Below are 17,901 nucleotides of genomic sequence, written 5' to 3'. Positions count from 1 at the left end.
TGAATTTTGTTTGTTTGCTTAATTTGCCTTAATTTTGAAATTGTATTAATTAATAAATGAATTCAATTGAACTTTTCTTCCACAGGTTTTTCAAATTTATTTGGAATGCCATCTTCGTGCTGACTTATCCCATTCTGGCAACTTTTGGGTTAGTGTTTATCGGTTTTACCTTATTCTTTTCGTGGGTTTCCTCCTTTTTAACCAAATTCAGTGGTTCAGTACCTAAAATATTGAATAAATCAGAATGGGTTTTACTAACTAATGAATCTAACCTGATTGAGGGAAAGCTTCATAAGCAAATAATTTTTGGCCCTGAGTGTTACCATATTCGTCGGACAGATGGAATACCTTCCGTGCTTGAAGATAATGTTTTTGGGAAACGAGTCATAATTTTAAAAGAAGGATGGTTGCTTGAAAAATGGAACACGACAGAATTGGCAAACATCCCCGATTTTGACATTTGTCTATATGATCCTGAAGAGGATAAGATAACTAGACTAACAAATATTAAGTGCTTTGACTGGCATGTTGCTGAGCAAGACGAGCAATCTTTATTGCTCAAGTGGTTTGATGGTACCCAAGGCGGTGAAGTAAAAGTGGCACTTACGGATGGATGATTTAAAGGGTTTTCTAGATGAAAAGGTAATGCTTTTTAATCAACCATCATTTATTGAGAATGACCCCATCTCCATTCCCCATCGATTTTCGAAATTGCAAGACATTGAGATTTCTGGTTTTTTTGCTGCTGTTCTCGCCTGGGGCCAGCGCAAAACCATTATCAATAAAAGTTTGGAGTTAATGGATATGATGGGCAATAGCCCTTATGATTTTGTTTTAAACCATTCTGAGGATGAACTAAAACAATTGATGAAATTCAAACACCGCACGTTTAATGATTTAGATACGCTCTATTTTATCGATTTTTTTTCGAGGTATTACCGCGAAAACCACAGCCTTGAGCAAGCTTTTTCCATTGGTTTTACTCCTGATATAGATGTCATGGAAGCGCTTCTCACTAATTTTCACGACAATTTTTTTCAATCTCCCGATGCACCCCAACGCACCAGAAAGCACGTTGCAACCCCAAAGAAGAAGTCCGCATGCAAAAGGATCAATATGTTTTTGAGGTGGATGGTGAGAAAGGACAATATGGGAGTAGATTTTGGCCTTTGGGATAAAATAGCTCCTTCTCAATTAATATGCCCTTGCGACCTTCATGTAGATCGAATAGGTAGGTCCTTGGGGTTGATTCGAAGGAAACAAACAGACTGGCTTACAGCCATGGAATTAACAAGGAATTTACGCGCTTTTGACGCTGTAGATCCCGTTAAATATGATTTCGCTTTATTTGGATTAGGGGTGTTGCAAAATGAGGAAAAGACAGGCTTAAAGTAAAAGGTTTCATAGATTTTGATCCTCAAAATAGAGTACTGGCCCACTCTAATAACCACCTTAGGCTCTTAAGTTTTTATGGCTGCCACACATCTGGACTTTTTCGCCATTCTGCCAAGGTATTCATGTCCTCTTCGGATACATATCCTTGTTCTAAAGCTTGAGGAAGCAAAGAGCTGTAGTCGCTCAAACAATAAAGTTTCACGTCTTCCTTCTCGAAATTGATGTCGGATATCTCAAAACCGTAGGTGAAAATAGCAACCATTCCCAATACCTCAAAGCCTGCTGCTCGTAGATCTTTAACAGCTTTAAGTGAACTTCCTCCTGTAGAGACAAGGTCTTCTACGACCACCACCTTTTGGCCGGGGGTGATTTTCCCTTCAATCATATTCTCCATCCCATGTCCCTTTGCTTTGGAACGAACATAGATAAAAGGAACATCAAGTTTGTCGGCAATTAACACTCCTTGCGGAATACCTGCTGTAGCTACTCCTGCTATAGCTTCAATATTTAGAAAGTGAGTACGAACAACACTTGTTAATTTTTCTTGAATAATTTTCCTAACTTCTGGATATGAAAGAGAAAGCCTATTGTCACAGTAAATAGGGGATTTCCATCCAGATGCCCAAGTAAAAGGATCCTTTGGTGACAGTTTGATGGCTTTTATTTCAAGTAGCTTTTTTGCGATTAGAGAAGCGGTGCTTTGATCATAAATTTCCATGCGATAAATTTAACATTTAAAATTTACTCAGGGTTGTGCACACTGGAAAAAAAATGCATTTTTGAAAAAATTAGATCATTTTATGAAAATCTTTATCAACGATAAACCACTGGACCTTGTGGCAACAAAGGATTTCCTGCCAAAAAAGTCATTTGAGTGTGTTTATGATAATCCCGTAGAATTACCAGCGTCAGCAGATTTTTATGATGACGTTCTGATAAAAAACCCTTCTAAAGACATAATTGTTCAGCTACTATTCTTAATGCGAACGAGGAAACTTAAAAACTTGGATAGTATTACCCTTGTGACTGAAGCAAAATCTGAACTTAAAAAATTCATAAAAAGCAGGTTTGTAATCATTAAAGCCGCAGGGGGTGTAGTGACCAAGGAAGATAAGGTATTGTTTATTTATAGGCTAGGTAAATGGGATCTGCCAAAAGGGAAATTTGAAAAGAAAGAGACGCCTGAAGGATGTGCTGCCAGGGAGGTAGAAGAAGAATGCAACATTAAAGTGAAGCTTGAAGATCTTATCTGTGTAACATGGCATACCTATACTCAAAACAGGAAAAGCATACTTAAGAAGACCTATTGGTACAATATGAAATCTCTTAATGATTCAAAAATGAAACCTCAGATTGAGGAAGGAATTATGGATACCAAGTGGTTGAAGCATCATGAAGCTAAAACAGCATTAATTAACTCTTACCCATCAATGCGGTACCTTTACAAGCAGTTTTTAAAGACAAATCCAGAGATTCTTCAGACTTTATAGGGTAGGAATTTGTTCACATTTCCGCCATACTTATGAACTTCCCGAATGATAGTAGAGCTGATGGCAGCATATTTAGGGGTGGTGATCAGAAATACTGTTTCTAATGATTCGTTGAGGTATCTGTTCATCTGACTGATAGTGTTTTCATACTCAAAATCAGTAGTGTTTCTTAGTCCACGGAGCAAATACCTGGCTTCGTACTTTTTGGCTAGAGATGAGGTTAACTCATCATAAACAATCACTTTAACAGATGGGTTTTTTTTATAGGTGTTTTTGATTTTTTCGACCATAAAATCAATGTCAAAATACCTGTTTTTCTTACTTGTATTGTGCCCTACGCTGATAATAACCTCATCGAATATATTCAATCCCCTCATGACTATGTCATGATGACCATTGGTGTAAGGATCAAAAGAACCTGGGAAAAGGGCTGTTTTCTTCATGAAAAATTTTTTTGTTGCCAGAAAGCCTCTAAAAGTTGTGTATTCATAAAGGATTCTGCCCCCTTGAGGTAGGAAATATTTTGAATGGGGGTATTTAAATGTACGTTTTTGAAATAGAGCTCCATGTTATCCATGTTGGTATGGAGCCATTCAGGGTTGCCAAAGAAACGAATTTTACAATGGGATCGATCAAAGGCCATCTGTTGGATAAAGGTGAACAAATAGCGTAAAAACGCAGCTTCATCCGTAATAATAAATCGGTTGAAAAGATTCAGTTCACCTTCACTGAAAGCTGCCAAATACATACAGTCTGGGGAAGCGTGTATAAATAATTCTTGGTTAAGTAGGTCATGTGTTTGAGTCAGAAAGAAGCCCAACACATGTGCTGCGCCATGGGTTATTTCCAGCTCAGGTAATTTTTTGTCAAGACTGTTTATTAAGTTTTTATTTACCGTCCCAAGAATTTGAATGGTATTATTAGAAACACCGGTATAAGTGACACTATCCTCCAATTCATTGACCTCAGTGGCAAAGCTTAGGTACTTAGCCCCTTGGGAGGGGTTGAATAGGGAGGTGGGGACCAAAGTGAATTTTTGGTGATGAACATACAGCTTTCCTACAGTATTAGGCGCATTGAAAATTGCTTCCGTTTCTATGAGGTGCTGAATGGTATTCTGGTCTTGAAAAGAATAAGTATAAGTAGCTGTTATGTCCTTCTTCTCACCTTCGTGTGCGATGACAACTAGTAATTTTTCATATAAGAAAAGCGATAAACTTGATATGGCTTGCATATCAAATTTATCGCTAATGAATTTGCTTTGGATATGGGAACCTACCGTATCCAAATTTATTCCCAGTTTCCTGAAGTAGAAGAGTCTGTTCTTGAACCAACTCTTAAAGCTTTTTCATTGTTATTTCTTCTTCTCTCTGGATTACGAGGTGCTGGGTCTCTGATTTCAAACACAGCGATTTCTCTGCTGCTTCGTTCGATTTTGTCAGCGAAGAATTCAAATGTTTTCCCTCCTGATCCAGGTACAACATTTAATAATTCCAGGTCAAAATCAGGATATTTGGCTTCGTTGAAAAGAGAATCCTGAACATTAACAGAACCTAAAGTATCTAACGTTACAGTAGTTTCTTCTTTACCATAGTCTAGCAACTTGGTGGTTTCAGTTCTTTGAACCAAGTATATACTACCGTCTGTAATGAACTTTTTAAGTTCTTCCCAATTGGAAGCATAACCATCGTTGGCAGCTTGGTAGGCAATTTGGGCATCTCTAAGCATTTCAAGCTTTTCAATAATCCTTTCTTCAGTCCTATTTAGTACTTTTTCTTCTTCTACAACTTCGTCCACTCCCAGATAAAGTTTGTACCCGAGACCTAAGGCTCCCAATAGAAAAACAATCGATAAGATTTTACTCAATGTCATTTTGAATATCTTTAAAGCGTAATTAAATTATTATAAAGAATTGATGGTTCGTAATTAGAATGCTATTTTATGCATTTATTTCCAAAATTAAAATATCCTTTCCATATTCTTACATCTTTCAGAGAATTTATTCTTCCAAATAAAGCATGTTTTTGATGGGAGGGTATTTTTTTGATTTCCTCAATGCTAAGAAATTTCACCTCTTCTATTACCTGTTTGTTTGTATCTAGCTCAGGATCAATTCCAACTTCTAATTTACCATTTGTTTGGCTAACTTCAAAGAACAATTCAATTGCGTGCAATGGTGGTTCCAAAAATTCATGCACAAATAGGTACGCTCCAACATCAATATATAAACCAGTTTCTTCCAGAAATTCCCTTTGTAAATTCTCTTTGGCATCCTGTCCGAACTGCATGCCACCACCAGGGACATTCCAAAACCAGTGGTCGGCGCCCATATGATGTTTGATCATTAATAATTTATTGTCCTGAATGAGAAGGCCGTTTACTCTGGTTCTGAGCCGGTTTCCGAAATTATCAACAATGTCCTTTTTTATGTTCGGCTTTTTCATCTTAGTTTCGCAATAGATGCATAAAGATAAGCAAGCAAGTCCAAAGCCATCAGAAAGAATTAGAAAATTTTTCCCGCATGAGCCAACCTCTGATCAGGATAATTTCTTTGGTTCGATGGATAAATTTTTAGATAAAACAGCGCCTTCGGGCGCAACATTTATTCTAAAGGGGTACGCAGGAACAGGAAAAACCACGGTTTTGGCTGCCTTGGTCAAGGTTTTGCCATCATTGGGATTGCGTGCTGTAATGCTGGCTCCTACCGGACGCGCCGCAAAAGTAATGAGTACCTATGCCGATAAGACAGGCTATACCATTCATAAGATCATCTACCGGGCCAAGCAAGGAGCTGCTGAAGGGGCTGAGAGTTTTACGGTGCAGAAGAATTATTATCAGAAATCTGTATTTATTATAGATGAAGCATCCATGCTTTCCGATGATAGAATGAGTGGGAAGTCGCTCTTGGCAGACCTTATAGGTTTTGTCTTTCAAAACCCAGAGAACCGCCTGCTTTTAATAGGAGACATTGCCCAATTGCCACCGGTAGGGAGTGAAGATAGCCCTGCCTTAGATAAAAATTACCTCATAAGGAATTACAAACTTGACGTAAATGAAGCCTTGCTTACCATCGTTACGAGGCAAGAGCAGGATTCAGGAATTTTGGCCAATGCAACCTCTCTGAGGAATGAGGTGTTAAATGTCAAGCCAAAAATATTATTTACTTCCAAAGGGTTTAAGGATTTTTACCGAATGACCGGCGAAAGATTAGAAGATGGTTTGAGGTATGCTTATGATAAATTTGGCTTAGACAATACGATGATCATTACCAGATCCAATAAGGCTGCGGTTCAATACAATAAATACATTAGGAATTCTATTTTTTATTATGAAGACGAATTAAGTGCCGGAGAGCGGCTAATGATTGTTAAAAACAATTATACTTATATGGAATCTTCTGATAAGGTGAGCTTTTTGGCCAATGGGGATTTTGTAGAGATACTTAAAATTCGTTCATTTGAGGAGTTATATGGCCTAAGGTTTGCTACACTTGAATTAAGATTGATAGATTATCCAGATGAGGTACCTTTTGAGGCGCGCGTTATATTGGATACCTTGCACTCCAATAAGCCTGCTTTGACATTTGAGGAATGGAAGGCGCTTTATCAGCAAGTGGCTGAGGACTATCAGGATCTGGAACAGAAGAGCAAGATTAGGGAAGCGATGAGTAAAGACCCTTATTTGAATGCCCTTCAGGTGAAATATGCCTATACCTTAACTTGTCATAAATCACAAGGTGGGCAGTGGGATGCTGTTTTTGTTGATCAGGGATACCTGAACGAAGAGCAAATTGATAAAAATTATGTCAGATGGTTGTATACAGCCATGACGAGAGCAAAAAAAGAATTGTTTATGGTGAACTTTCACAACAATTTTTTTATTAAATAATAATGTACCAGTAAGTAGGAATGAATTAAATTGATGAATATGAAAAGGTTACTAACAGTAGTATTGGCGGTTGTTTTAAGTACAGCATTTGTGATCGCCCAAGAAAAAACAGTAAATGGTCCCGTAATTACCTTCGAGTCTGATTCAAAAGATTTTGGAGACATCAAGCAAGGAGACAAAGTGGAGAATGTTTTCAAATTTGAAAACACCGGCAAAACTCCATTAATTATTTCAAATGTAGCAGCAACTTGTGGCTGTACAGTGCCAAGCTGGCCCAAAGAGCCAATAGCACCCGGTAAAACAGCTGAGATAAAAGTGTCTTTTAATTCCGCGGGGAAAATGGGCAAACAAAATAGCGTGGTGAGGATATATTCCAATGCTAGTGAGCCTATCGAAAAGGTATCACTCATTTCAAATGTCCTCCCTAAATAAAAACGAACTATTGCTTTCCAGCAATTGATTTAAACCTGCCCAATTAAATTGGGTAGGTTTTTTATTTTAATTTGTCAATTCTGATGAAGAGCGTACCTAAACCAATTCATCCAAAATCTCAAAGTGAATGGGCTTAAAAGTCCCACCATTGCTGTCTTCTGCTGAACAGGCTGTCAAGGCAATAATAAGGTCCATCTTGGCTTCGAAAAGTAGGTAATCTCCTGCCTTGCTTGTTGGTGGAAGGACTTTTATTTTTCCATCTTGATCAAATTGAACATTCATGAAAAGATTAAATGCCGTGGGAATGTCATCTGGTTTAATTCCATAGGGTGCTAAATTGGTATACAAATTCTCAAAACAACTCGGGTGATAGTCGTCAAACTTATACATGATTTTAAATGTCTCTGGACTACATGGCGCAAGTAGAAAGTCATTTCTTCCATTGGTATCCATTATTATTTGCATCATTTGATTACACCTATTACTCCAAAGGTAATTATTGGTAGATACGAGAATTGTTTCTTCAAAATCCAAAGTCTTCCCAGAGGACAATTTCTCACCAATATCATTTGCATTAAAAAGCACCATGTCACTCACTTGCATCCCTTCTGGGTCGATGACTTTTAACTTTTGACCTTTGAATAATTTAAAGGCAGTTCCCGACTGTTTTTTAATAATATTCATGCTAAGCTTTTGAGGTTTTCAATAATTGTTAATTGTATGGATAACATTGGATAGTTTGATTTGCGCCTAAATTTTAAAATTCACTTTTTGAGTGAAAGGGACATTTCCAATTTTCGGCTGTGTTTCGACCACTGTATTGAATGGCTTCACTATTGTCCCCATAATCCTTCAATACTGGATTTATGTAACCTTGAAATGCAATATCCCGGGCTCTGATTTTATCACGTACTTTACGGAAAGCATTCATTTCCCGTAACTTTTCAAACTGACTGTGCAAATTAAATACCAGCGTGGGGTAGGCAGATCTTCTGGCCATTCGTGAACTATGAGGATGCATACCCACAACATAAAAAGCATGGCCTGCTATGCTGAAGCTAAAATTAGCATTTTCAGGGTCACTACTTACATTTGGATCCCAAGGCTGCTCATCTATTTCGTGGATATATTGCAATTGTTTCCACAACAACTTTTCGAATTCTTCTTCTGAATCTACCTCTGATTGAGGAAAAACAGCTATAAAGGATTTAAACGTATTCTTGTTAAATTGGTAATTGGACAAATAAGTTTTAATCGCGTTTAACATTTTACCAGCGGTGGTTCTTGAAGCCAATTTATCAAAAAGGTTGAGTTCGAAATTATTTAATTTGAACACCGCATTGGCCATTATACATGGGTGTTCATTCTCAATAATAAATTCCTCTAATTCCTGTTTTATCTCCAGTGGTTTAGGACCACTTTTTGGATTCTTATTAGTGGGTTCCATGATAATTAAATTTAAGTTGGTTTATTTTTAATCTTGAATTATTAGTACAACTTTCAGACCTTTTACACCTTGATATGCTTTAGCGCTAATTTTTAATTCAATAGGGATAAGCTGCAAGCTTGTTTACCAAATTATAGCTTAAAATCTAGGTTAGTCATCCCTATTAAATGGTAAATGATACCATATTGAAATACAGTTTTTCATTTATTTCTATTTCCTGTTCTCATGAGTTAAAGAATTCATTAATAGCGTCATTGAATTGCTTTTCCCAGTATTAATTTGCTTCTATAACTAAACAGTATTATGAATAAACCAAAGGAGTTTCCAAGTCAATCGCAGCAACAACCTGGTGAGGAACATAAGATGAAGCCGGTTCCTGAGATCATCCGAGAAAATTATAAGGGAAGTGACAAATTGAAAAATAAAGTAGCACTTATAACAGGGGGAGATAGCGGTATAGGAAGAAGTGTGGCGGTACATTTTGCAAGAGAAGGTGCGGATGTTGCTATTGTTTATTTAAATGAAATTACCGACGCAGAAGAAACCCAAAGGTTGATTCAAAAAGAAGGGCGAAAATGTCTTTTGATAGAAGGAGATGTGAGGCAGGAAAGCTTTTGCAAAGCTCTTGTTGAAGAATGTGTGAGCTCCTTGGGTGGGTTGAATGTTTTAGTTTGCAATGCTGCTACGCAGTTTCCAAAGAATTCATTGTCGGAAATTAACAGTGATCAACTGCATAAAACATTTGAAACAAACATCTATTCATTTTTTTATATAACGAGGGCAGCTTTGTCACACTTAAAGGAAGGGGATGCTATAATCAACACAGCTTCAGTTACCGCTTACAGGGGCAGCGAACACTTAATCGATTATTCGAGCACTAAAGGTGCAATTGTAAGTTTCACGCGTTCTCTTTCTCAAAATTTGGCAAAAAAGAAAATCAGGGTAAATGGCGTCGCACCAGGGCCTATTTGGACCCCTCTTATTCCTGCTACTTTTGACGAGGTATCAGATTTCGGACAAGATACTCCTCTTGGGCGCGCAGGGCAGCCAAGTGAGGTGGCACCTGCCTATGTGTACCTTGCGAGTGAGGATAGCAGTTATGTAACAGGGCAATTTATCCACGTTAATGGAGGGGAACTGATTGGTGGTTAAATGGGCAACCCTAATTTGCTGTTCCCCTGACAGGAAATAAAGCTTGTTGCTTCATTAGTAAGACGACTACAATTATGGTTATCAATTGATTACATGCCTTTTTCCTGCTTTTAATGGTCTGCCATCCCTTTGAATACTTCACGGATCTGATATGCCCATTGGCTGTAAATATGCTTGCTGGGGTGTAATCCGTCAGTCACCAGATTTTTTTCTAAACCACCTATTTCTCTGTAGCTGTTTGTTATATTTAAAAAATGCAGTCCATATTTTGAAGCTTCATCTTTTATTACAGCATTAAAGGCATCTATTTCCTTTTTAATTTGATGTTGAGGTTTTGCTGCGGATTGGGCAAAACTGGTAACTCCCCAATCAGGGATTGAAATGAGCACTAAGTTTTTTTGGTTATTATCCCCAAGAAACCCTTGTGTAATAACTATCAATTCAATCAATTCTTTCTTGAACTGATCTAAGGTTTGGTTCCTGTATTGATTGTTTACTCCTATAAGGAGGCTGGCGATGTCAAAAGAATTTGCTCCAATGTTTTCTTGGTTTACTGCGTCAAGCAGTTCTCCACTTGTCCATCCTGTTTTTGCGATTACCTTGATAAAGGAGAAGTTGAAGCCTTCTTTTTCAAGCATTTTTTCTACTAGAAAGGGATAACTGTTTTCAGTCCTTTCGCCTTCTCCTATAGTATAACTATCTCCCAAAGCCAGGTATTTTAATCCATCGGTCTGGGCTTTCGTAATGGGGATGTTATTATTTTCGATCATAGGTTCATTGGATTTACATGAAGCGATTACCGATACGCACAAAATAGAAATTGCAAGTACGCTCCAGGGTCGAATGGCACTCAAATAGACCTTCACTGATTTATCTGAACTGTTGGAAAATGGGCTGCATGGTGGTCAATGTGCCTTTGTCAGCATCCAGCATAACTTTAGCGCCAAATGGCAAAAGGAATTGTTTTGGCACATGGCCAATCATAGCTCCCCGATAAGCGGGAATTTTATGGGGAAGGAGGTAATCATCAAAAATCTGATCTATGGTGAGGTTTCCATAACCTCCGCTTGGATCACAGTCTGTACATTGACCAAAAACAAAACCTTTTATTTCCTCGAAAACGCCCATTAACATTAAGGTGCTCATCATGCGGTCTATCCTGTAGGGTTCTTCGCCTATGTCTTCAAGGAAAAGAATTTTATCTTTGAACGACGGAAGGTAGGGGGAACCTGCGAGGGAGGTAAGTACTGTCAGGTTTCCTCCTATAAGGTCTCCGGTAGCCTTGCCGGGGTAAATTGTCCTTGTTCTGTTCTTTTTTATGACCAGGTCATCCGTTTCTTCTACCTCATTTTCAAAATGGATATTGTCATTTTGCTCAAAAAAAACGCTTTTAAACTGAGCGACATTGAATTCCCCCCAAGTTCCGGAGCCATTCGGTCCATGGAAAGTTATGAGGCCAGTTTTTGAATGGATGGCATTGTGTAAAGCGGTGATGTCACTGTAGCCAAGAATAGGCTTGGGATTTTTTTTAATATTTTCGTAATCGATAAGGGGAAGTATTCTGGAAGCACCAGAGCCACCTCTTATACAAATAATTGCTTTTACCATTTTATTGGCGAACATCTCATTTAAGTCTGCTGCCCTTTCTTTGTCTGTCCCCGCCAAGTGTCCATTTCTGTTTCGGAGGTGCTTTCCTTCGATTACTTTAAACCCTAATCCTTCCATGGCTTCTTTGGCAAAAGTAAATTGCATCAGGTCCGCAGTAGCAGAAGATGGGCTTACAAGCCCCACCAAATCTCCTGGTTTCAAAGCATTGGGTAATAATTTTTTAGGCAGAGAGGTCTTTTGAAATGGATGCGAAAACCCTAAAACTGGCAAAATCCCAAGTCCAACAGTTTGCAAGAAGCGTCTTTTTTTCATGGTGGTATCTAGAAATTATCACGGATATATAACAGTACCTTTTCCATTTCAGTCCTTACCGCTGTTGCTTTGTAGGGGTAGTTGTTGTTCATAAATGCAAAGGCATAAATTTTATTTTTTTTTGTTTTCAAATAACCGACCAGACTATGGTTGTTACTAATGGTTCCCGTTTTAGCCATAATATATGGTATAGAAGCGGAATAATTATTTTTCAATGTGCCAGTTCTTCCCCCAGTTGGTAATAAACTGAAAAGTTCTTTGTCTGGGAATAGGCGATAAATTTTTTCTGTTAAGGCCACCATAGTACGAGGAGTGAACAAATTGTGCCTAGACAGGCCAGAACCATCTACCCATTGTGGGTCATCCGGTAAGTCATAAAGATAAGTTTTTTTAATGTATTCAATTGCTTTTTCACTGTCCAGTTCTAAAAAGACCTGATCGGAAATTTGTAAAAGCAGTTGTTCGGCAATAAAGTTATCACTTTCCAATAACATTTCTTTATACAGTGCCTTGGTTGGAATGCCCTTTAGAAGGTAGTGGTCTGGGGGTAATTTCGAATCAGAAAGTTTAACGGGAATTCCCCAATCCTTAGTAGCCAAAGTTGCAAAAATTTCAGGGGAGGTCATAAAAGGTACCTTACTGTCCCTTCCATTATATGTTCTCGGGTTATAGTAAAATTGATTGTTTCGCCAATTTCTTTGCACATTTCTTACTGACTTGTCTGAGTATTCGACAGAGAAGATATTTGGAGTTAAAACAGGCTTGTTATTGACGTTTCTGGAACTTGCTAGGTTACCATACAATGGTATAGGTGATTTTTCTGCAGCATAAGAATAATAGTAGTCGTCCCATTGCCATCCAAAACCAAAAGGATCGTTTTTCCAATTGCTTTCTGAGTACTTTATTGTGTCGTAAGTCGCTAGGAATGCTTTAATATTTGGATTGGGTAGAGCAGGGTATTTATAGGAAGGATCACCTGTCCCCCATATGGTTACATTTTTTCCATTGGGTACAAATCTTAAAAAAGTAGTGCTGTCGGTAAGAACCATCATCGCCCCAAAAAAAGTGAACAGTTTAGTGGTAGAGGCAGGGATAAAATACAAATGACTATTTTTCTCGTAACGGACCGTCTGGCTATCAAGATCATAGAGCATGAATCCCGTAAGGTGATTGTCAAAAAAGGAATTCTCCCCCATTAACTTATCTAAACCTAAAAATGATGACTTTACATCTTGTGCCTGAACGTTTTGAAAAATAAACAGCCATATTAAAATCGCTGATAAAAACTTTAACTTCATAAATATGTATTAGCTATTATTTACCGAAACTTAATAGTAACATCACCCATCCCAAAATAAAAGAAAGCCCTCCTAAGGGTGTGATGGCACCTAACCATGTGACTTGGCTCAAACAAAGGAAATACAGGCTGCCTGAAAAGACTAATATTCCTACAATGAAGAAAATAGCGCTGTAATTCAGCCGTTTTTTATCAGGGAATAAATGGTATAAAATACCGATAAGTAAAAGTGCTAAAGTATGGTAGAAATGATAATTAACAGCGGTTCCATAGGTCTCCAATCTGCCAGTACTCACCAAAATTTCCTCTAATGCATGGGCTCCAAATGCCCCGAAAATTACAGCAAGCGCACCAAAAACTGCTGCTGTTTGAATTATTTGACTAGCTTTCATATTGTTTAATTGTAATTTCTAGAACCAAAAATAGCACTTCCTATCCTTACCATAGTGCTTCCTTCTTCTTGTGCCAGCAGGTAATCACCACTCATGCCCATTGAAATTTCTCTCATTTCGACATTTTCAGGGAGGATAGCCTTTTTCAAGGCGTCAAACAGAGCCTTTAAAGATTTAAACTCTCCTCTAATTACCTCTTCATCTTTAGTGTTAGTAGCCATTCCCATTAACCCCACTATTTGGATATGGTGCATGGTGCTTACTTCATTTCCTAAAAGGAAGCAATTTAACTCTTCTTTGTCCCAGCCGAATTTTGTCTCTTCATTTGCTATATAGACTTGCAACAAACAATTGATTGTTTTACCCGCTTTTCCTGCCTCTTTATTAATTTGTTTTAGTAATCGCAAAGAATCCACACTGTGAATCAAATGAATAAACGGGACAATAAATTTCACTTTATTGCGCTGCAAGTGTCCTATCATGTGCCACTTTATATCTTTGGGCAACTGGGCAGCTTTATCAGTGATCTCTTGGACTTTGTTTTCCCCAAAGTCTCGTATGCCTGCCTCATAGGCTTGTTGAATTGCAGCATTTGGTTTTGTCTTGCTTACAGCTACCAGAAGGCAATCTGGATTTGGAAAAGTGGCTTTTACGGCTTCTAAATTTTGGCTTATTTCTGTTTTTTGCATTTTCTAATGTAATTACATCAGTTTCGATTCTGAGAACAAAGATATTGGTATATTATAGACATTACTAAAATATTAGAGGCTTAAACGAGCTTAAAAATTATTTTTATTTAATAAGAGGCTTTCTCGTTTAGCATTTATAATAGTAAACTTTGGATGAATTTGATGTTTTCACGTTTTTTTATTACCATTTTAGAGGCCAAAAATATTTAATAAGTGTGAATGTATCTTTAAATCATTTTTTCATGAGGCCAAGGAGAAATTCTTTAAAAAGTTTTAATAGCAATTTCCGGTCGTGTAAATATTTTCCCGATTAAAATTTGAAAAATGACAAGCACAATTTTTTTTTATGTTTTTAATATTCTACATTTCTGAGAAATTTAAGTTTATTTAACCTTTCATCATCATTTGGAGCCAGTTGTAAATATTTCCGTTTTCAGTAAAGTGACTTAAGTCCTTTATTTTAAAAAGAGTCTTCGGGGGTGTTTTCCACTGGTGTAAAAAGAGAGGAGAGGGTTAATAGATATTTAAGTTTTGTTTTTAACACCAAAATAACCATTTATGAAAAACCTATTACTTATCGTCTTTATGGCACTGCTGACTTCTATGGGAGGTAGTGTTATAGGACAGACTATTACGGGAACAGTCACAGACAGTTCAGACGGAACACCTTTACCCGGGGTGTCAATTCTTATTAAGGGTACTTCCACAGGTACTGCTACAGATGTGGATGGCAAATACAGTCTCAATGTTCAAGGTGCGCAGACTGTGTTAGTCTTTTCCTTTTTGGGTTTTGAGGCCGTTGAAGAAACGGTTGGAAACCGTAGCACAATTAATGTTGGCTTAGCAGAAGATGCTTCGGAATTGAACGAAGTCGTAGTAACTGCCTTGGGTATTGAAAGAAATGTCAAAGCCCTCCAATATTCAATGACAAAAGTAGGAGGAGAAGAATTCACTCAAGCCAGAGAAAATAACATTGCCAATCAGCTTGCCGGTAGGGTAGCTGGTGTGAATGTGAGTAATGTGGCCTCTGGACCAGCAGGCTCTTCGCGTGTAATCATTCGAGGAAATACTTCTCTGCAAGGGGGAAACCAACCACTCTATGTTATTGATGGGGTGCCAATGGACAATACCAATTTTGGACAAGCCGGAGTTTGGGGTGGTGCAGATCAGGGAGATGGCATGACCAGTGTCAATCCTGATGACATTGAATCCATGTCGGTACTAAAAGGGGCCAGTGCAGCAGCACTATATGGTTCGCGAGCAGCAAATGGTGTAATTCTTATTACGACCAAAAGAGGAACTTCACGAAAAGGAATTGGCGTAGAATTCAATTCCAATGTGGTGTTTGAAAGAATTAACAATCAAACCGACTTGCAAAGGGAGTTTGGATCTGGAAGGTTTCAAGGTGATCAAATTACAGGAAGCGCTGTAAGACCAACTTCTGTAAGGGATGGTTATGATTGGGGAACCCAAGCTTGGGGAGAACGATTAGGTTCTGGTACCTCTATGCATTTTGATGGAATAGAAAGACCCTATGTGGATGCAGGGGACAATTGGAATCGTTTTTATCAAACCGGTAAATCTTTTACCAACAGCCTCTCATTGTCTGGAGGAAGCGACACACAAACGTTCCGATTCAATGTGACCGATTTAAGGAGTTCATCCGTTATTCCAAATGCAGGGTTTGATCGCATCAATATGTCATTGGCCACAAGCGGTAAATTTGGTAAAAAGTTAACCTTTGATGCCAAAGTGCTTTATTCCAATGAACGAACTCAAAACCGGCCAAGGCTATCAGATTCGCCAGGTAATGCCTTTCAGTCTATTTTTGCTTTGCCACCAAATGTCAATGTACTTTGGGGACAAGGTGATCCAGATAGGTTGGGAACTATTCCTATTGGAACGGATCCAGCATTATTGAGCACTTGGGGTTTTGCAGAACAAGAGGAATACTTGATGACCAATAATCCTTGGGGTCAAAATCCTTATTTTTCGACCTACCAATTGTCAATCAGTGATACCAGGGATCGAATTATCACCTCGGGGTCTTTGAAGTATGACATTACAGAGCATCTTTATTTATCAGGTAGAGCAGGGATGGACTGGTATACCCGAAGAGGTACTTCACTGACTCCACAAGGAACGGGGTACTCAAGAGGTGGGAACATGTCGGAGGCTGAGCGAAGGGTAAATGAAATTAACCTGGAAGCCATGTTGGGTTATAATAGACAGTTTGGTGATTTTGGTGTAGTAGCCTTTTTAGGAGCCAATAGAATGCGTCGAGAAGATGAAACCATTTCAGCTAACGGTACTAATTTTAATGTGCCATTCTTCCATGCGATCAATAATACAGTCACCAGAAATTTTGGATATGGTTATTCCGGATGGGGAATTAATTCGGTTTATGGATCTGCAGAAATTAATTATAAAAACATACTATTCCTTACAGGAACAGGTAGGACAGATTGGTTTTCTACTTTAGATCCTTCTTTAAATGATATAACATATCCTTCAGTGGGAGGTAGTTTTGTATTTTCTGATGCCATGGAGGATCTTCCTCTCTGGTTAAGTTTCGGAAAAGTTAGAGCTTCATGGGCCAGAGTGGGTAGTTCTACCGTAAGCCCCTATCAGATTCAAAATACCTATACTTTATTGGGTGCTCCTGCTGTTGGTTTTGAAGGCAATACGGTACCAATGGCCTCTTATGCAACTGCTGGGAATAACAATGGAACCATTCCAAATCCATTTTTAGTACCCTTGTTGTCCACAGAGATAGAATTCGGCTTAGATTTTCGAATGTTCCAAAACAGATTGGGTTTGGATTTCACCTATTACCATCAGAAAAGTACCAATGACCAGTTGAATGCACAAATTTCAAGGGCTTCAGGTTTTGGATCAACATTGGTGAATTTAGGAGAGATGGAGAACAAAGGAGTTGAAATTTTATTAACCGGTTCCCCAGTACGCACCAAAGATTTCAATTGGGATGTTTCATTCAACATTGCCAGAAACAGAAACAAAGTTTTATCCTTAATTGAAGGGACGGATATCCTGAACGTAGAGGAGCCAAGAACAAGGACGGTATTTGTACAACATAGAACCGGACAGCCTTTTGGCGTACTGGCAGGCTGGGTACAAAAAACCTCACCTGATGGGCAACCAGTTTTCGAAGAAAATGGAGCGCCTGTACAGTCCGACCAAATGGAAGTAATCGGAAACGGTATTCCCGATTTTACCGGAGGATTTAACAATAGTATTACTTATAAAGGTTTTAACCTTTCTGCGTTGATTGATTTCAGAGTAGGAGGAGAGATTTATTCAGGTACTAATGTTAGATTAACCCAATGGGGATTGCACAAGCAAACAATACAAGGTAGAGAAGGGGAAGACCCGCTTTCAGTATCCGGCGTTATTCAATCAGGCACAACCTCTGATGGAACTCCTATTTATGAGGCATTTTCTAAAACACTTTCGCCAGGTGAAGCCAATAATTATTGGAACCAAATGGGCAACAGGGTGCAGGATCATTTTATCTATGATGGGTCATTTGCCAAGTTAAGGCAAATTACCTTCGGTTATAATTTCCCTAGATCCTTAATGGAGAAAACGCCTTTTACCAATGTGAGCCTTTCCTTTGTAGGGAGAAACCTATCCATCCTATGGAAAAACGTGGATAATATAGATCCGGAGTCGGGCTATTCTTCAGGAAATGGGCAAGGCCTTGATTTCTTTGGCATGCCTCAATCAAGGTCTTATGGGTTCAACTTAAGGGCTTCATTTTAATCGTTAAAAGAAAGAA

19 protein-coding genes are annotated in these 17,901 nt (G+C 38.4%); 7 read left to right on the top strand and 12 right to left on the bottom strand.

The window, feature by feature from the left end; genetic code table 11:
* Positions 1 to 56 precede the first annotated feature (56 nt).
* Together AAC073_RS05945 and AAC073_RS05940 are read left to right on the top strand one after the other, a co-directional pair.
* Positions 57 to 617 (top strand): hypothetical protein, encoded by a 561-nt coding sequence (locus AAC073_RS05945; RefSeq protein ID WP_339922932.1) that lies wholly within the window; start codon positions 57 to 59, stop codon positions 615 to 617.
* Positions 610 to 1,395 carry a TIGR02757 family protein gene (locus AAC073_RS05940; protein WP_339922931.1) on the top strand — a complete coding sequence of 262 codons (786 nt, stop codon included), beginning with the start codon at positions 610 to 612 and terminating at the stop codon, positions 1,393 to 1,395. Before AAC073_RS05945 ends, AAC073_RS05940 begins: the two co-directional genes overlap by 8 nt.
* 73 nt (positions 1,396 to 1,468) lie before the next feature.
* Here the strand turns inward: AAC073_RS05940 and pyrE are convergent, their stop codons facing one another.
* Positions 1,469 to 2,113 carry an orotate phosphoribosyltransferase gene (gene pyrE, locus AAC073_RS05935; protein WP_339922930.1) on the bottom strand — a complete coding sequence of 215 codons (645 nt, stop codon included), beginning with the start codon at positions 2,111 to 2,113 and terminating at the stop codon, positions 1,469 to 1,471.
* Between the two features lie 82 nt (positions 2,114 to 2,195).
* Here pyrE and AAC073_RS05930 point away from each other — a divergent pair, with 82 nt between their 5' ends.
* Positions 2,196 to 2,885, top strand: a complete 690-nt coding sequence (locus AAC073_RS05930; RefSeq protein WP_339922929.1) for an NUDIX domain-containing protein — start codon at positions 2,196 to 2,198, stop codon at positions 2,883 to 2,885.
* On the opposite strand, the gene coaD is transcribed toward AAC073_RS05930, so the two are convergent.
* From coaD to AAC073_RS05910, 4 genes are all read right to left on the bottom strand, one after another.
* On the bottom strand, positions 2,873 to 3,328 hold the full coding sequence (coaD, locus tag AAC073_RS05925) for a pantetheine-phosphate adenylyltransferase (protein ID WP_339922928.1): 456 nt from the start codon (positions 3,326 to 3,328) through the stop codon (positions 2,873 to 2,875). The genes AAC073_RS05930 and coaD overlap by 13 nt on opposite strands.
* On the bottom strand, positions 3,325 to 4,119 hold the full coding sequence (locus AAC073_RS05920; RefSeq protein WP_339922927.1) for a DUF3822 family protein: 795 nt from the start codon (positions 4,117 to 4,119) through the stop codon (positions 3,325 to 3,327). The genes coaD and AAC073_RS05920 overlap by 4 nt, the downstream gene beginning before the upstream one ends.
* Positions 4,120 to 4,175: 56 nt before the next feature.
* The gene (locus AAC073_RS05915; RefSeq protein ID WP_020891805.1) at positions 4,176 to 4,757 is read right to left on the bottom strand and encodes a hypothetical protein; all 582 of its coding nucleotides are present in this window, start codon (positions 4,755 to 4,757) and stop codon (positions 4,176 to 4,178) included.
* 62 nt (positions 4,758 to 4,819) lie between these two features.
* Positions 4,820 to 5,329 carry an NUDIX hydrolase gene (locus tag AAC073_RS05910; RefSeq protein WP_339922926.1) on the bottom strand — a complete coding sequence of 170 codons (510 nt, stop codon included), beginning with the start codon at positions 5,327 to 5,329 and terminating at the stop codon, positions 4,820 to 4,822.
* 16 nt (positions 5,330 to 5,345) lie between these two features.
* On the opposite strand from AAC073_RS05910, the gene AAC073_RS05905 reads away from it, so the two are divergent.
* Together AAC073_RS05905 and AAC073_RS05900 are read left to right on the top strand one after the other, a co-directional pair.
* On the top strand, positions 5,346 to 6,773 hold the full coding sequence (locus tag AAC073_RS05905; protein ID WP_339922925.1) for an AAA family ATPase: 1,428 nt from the start codon (positions 5,346 to 5,348) through the stop codon (positions 6,771 to 6,773).
* A 39-nt stretch (positions 6,774 to 6,812) separates the two neighbouring features.
* Complete coding sequence (locus AAC073_RS05900; RefSeq protein WP_339922924.1) at positions 6,813 to 7,205, top strand: DUF1573 domain-containing protein; 393 nt, start codon at positions 6,813 to 6,815, stop codon at positions 7,203 to 7,205.
* A 96-nt stretch (positions 7,206 to 7,301) separates the two neighbouring features.
* On the opposite strand, the gene AAC073_RS05895 is transcribed toward AAC073_RS05900, so the two are convergent.
* A complete protein-coding gene (locus AAC073_RS05895; protein ID WP_339922923.1) occupies positions 7,302 to 7,889 on the bottom strand; it encodes an urea carboxylase-associated family protein in 588 nt (195 codons plus the stop codon).
* 73 nt (positions 7,890 to 7,962) lie between these two features.
* On the bottom strand, positions 7,963 to 8,652 hold the full coding sequence (gntA, locus tag AAC073_RS05890; RefSeq protein WP_339922922.1) for a guanitoxin biosynthesis heme-dependent pre-guanitoxin N-hydroxylase GntA: 690 nt from the start codon (positions 8,650 to 8,652) through the stop codon (positions 7,963 to 7,965).
* A gap of 303 nt (positions 8,653 to 8,955) precedes the next feature.
* Here gntA and AAC073_RS05885 point away from each other — a divergent pair, with 303 nt between their 5' ends.
* Positions 8,956 to 9,804, top strand: coding sequence for an SDR family oxidoreductase (locus AAC073_RS05885; protein WP_339922921.1), 849 nt, complete (start codon positions 8,956 to 8,958; stop codon positions 9,802 to 9,804).
* A 110-nt stretch (positions 9,805 to 9,914) separates the two neighbouring features.
* On the opposite strand, the gene AAC073_RS05880 is transcribed toward AAC073_RS05885, so the two are convergent.
* The 5 genes from AAC073_RS05880 to AAC073_RS05860 all read right to left on the bottom strand — a co-directional run bounded on the left by AAC073_RS05880 (position 9,915) and on the right by AAC073_RS05860 (position 14,102).
* Positions 9,915 to 10,574 carry a GDSL-type esterase/lipase family protein gene (locus AAC073_RS05880; RefSeq protein WP_339922920.1) on the bottom strand — a complete coding sequence of 220 codons (660 nt, stop codon included), beginning with the start codon at positions 10,572 to 10,574 and terminating at the stop codon, positions 9,915 to 9,917.
* A gap of 100 nt (positions 10,575 to 10,674) precedes the next feature.
* Complete coding sequence (locus tag AAC073_RS05875) at positions 10,675 to 11,724, bottom strand: LD-carboxypeptidase (RefSeq protein WP_339922919.1); 1,050 nt, start codon at positions 11,722 to 11,724, stop codon at positions 10,675 to 10,677.
* 8 nt (positions 11,725 to 11,732) lie between these two features.
* On the bottom strand, positions 11,733 to 13,022 hold the full coding sequence (locus tag AAC073_RS05870) for a D-alanyl-D-alanine carboxypeptidase (RefSeq protein ID WP_339922918.1): 1,290 nt from the start codon (positions 13,020 to 13,022) through the stop codon (positions 11,733 to 11,735).
* Between the two features lie 16 nt (positions 13,023 to 13,038).
* Positions 13,039 to 13,413 carry a DUF423 domain-containing protein gene (locus tag AAC073_RS05865; protein WP_339922917.1) on the bottom strand — a complete coding sequence of 125 codons (375 nt, stop codon included), beginning with the start codon at positions 13,411 to 13,413 and terminating at the stop codon, positions 13,039 to 13,041.
* A gap of 5 nt (positions 13,414 to 13,418) precedes the next feature.
* Positions 13,419 to 14,102 carry a YggS family pyridoxal phosphate-dependent enzyme gene (locus AAC073_RS05860; protein ID WP_339922916.1) on the bottom strand — a complete coding sequence of 228 codons (684 nt, stop codon included), beginning with the start codon at positions 14,100 to 14,102 and terminating at the stop codon, positions 13,419 to 13,421.
* A gap of 558 nt (positions 14,103 to 14,660) precedes the next feature.
* Here AAC073_RS05860 and AAC073_RS05855 point away from each other — a divergent pair.
* Positions 14,661 to 17,885, top strand: a complete 3,225-nt coding sequence (locus tag AAC073_RS05855) for a SusC/RagA family TonB-linked outer membrane protein (RefSeq protein ID WP_339922915.1) — start codon at positions 14,661 to 14,663, stop codon at positions 17,883 to 17,885.
* Positions 17,886 to 17,901 lie beyond the last annotated feature (16 nt).

Origin of the sequence: uncultured Cyclobacterium sp. (assembly GCF_963977555.1) — a bacterium.
GTDB lineage: Bacteria > Bacteroidota > Bacteroidia > Cytophagales > Cyclobacteriaceae > Cyclobacterium.
This window is presented reverse-complemented; position numbering and strand designations above follow the sequence as displayed.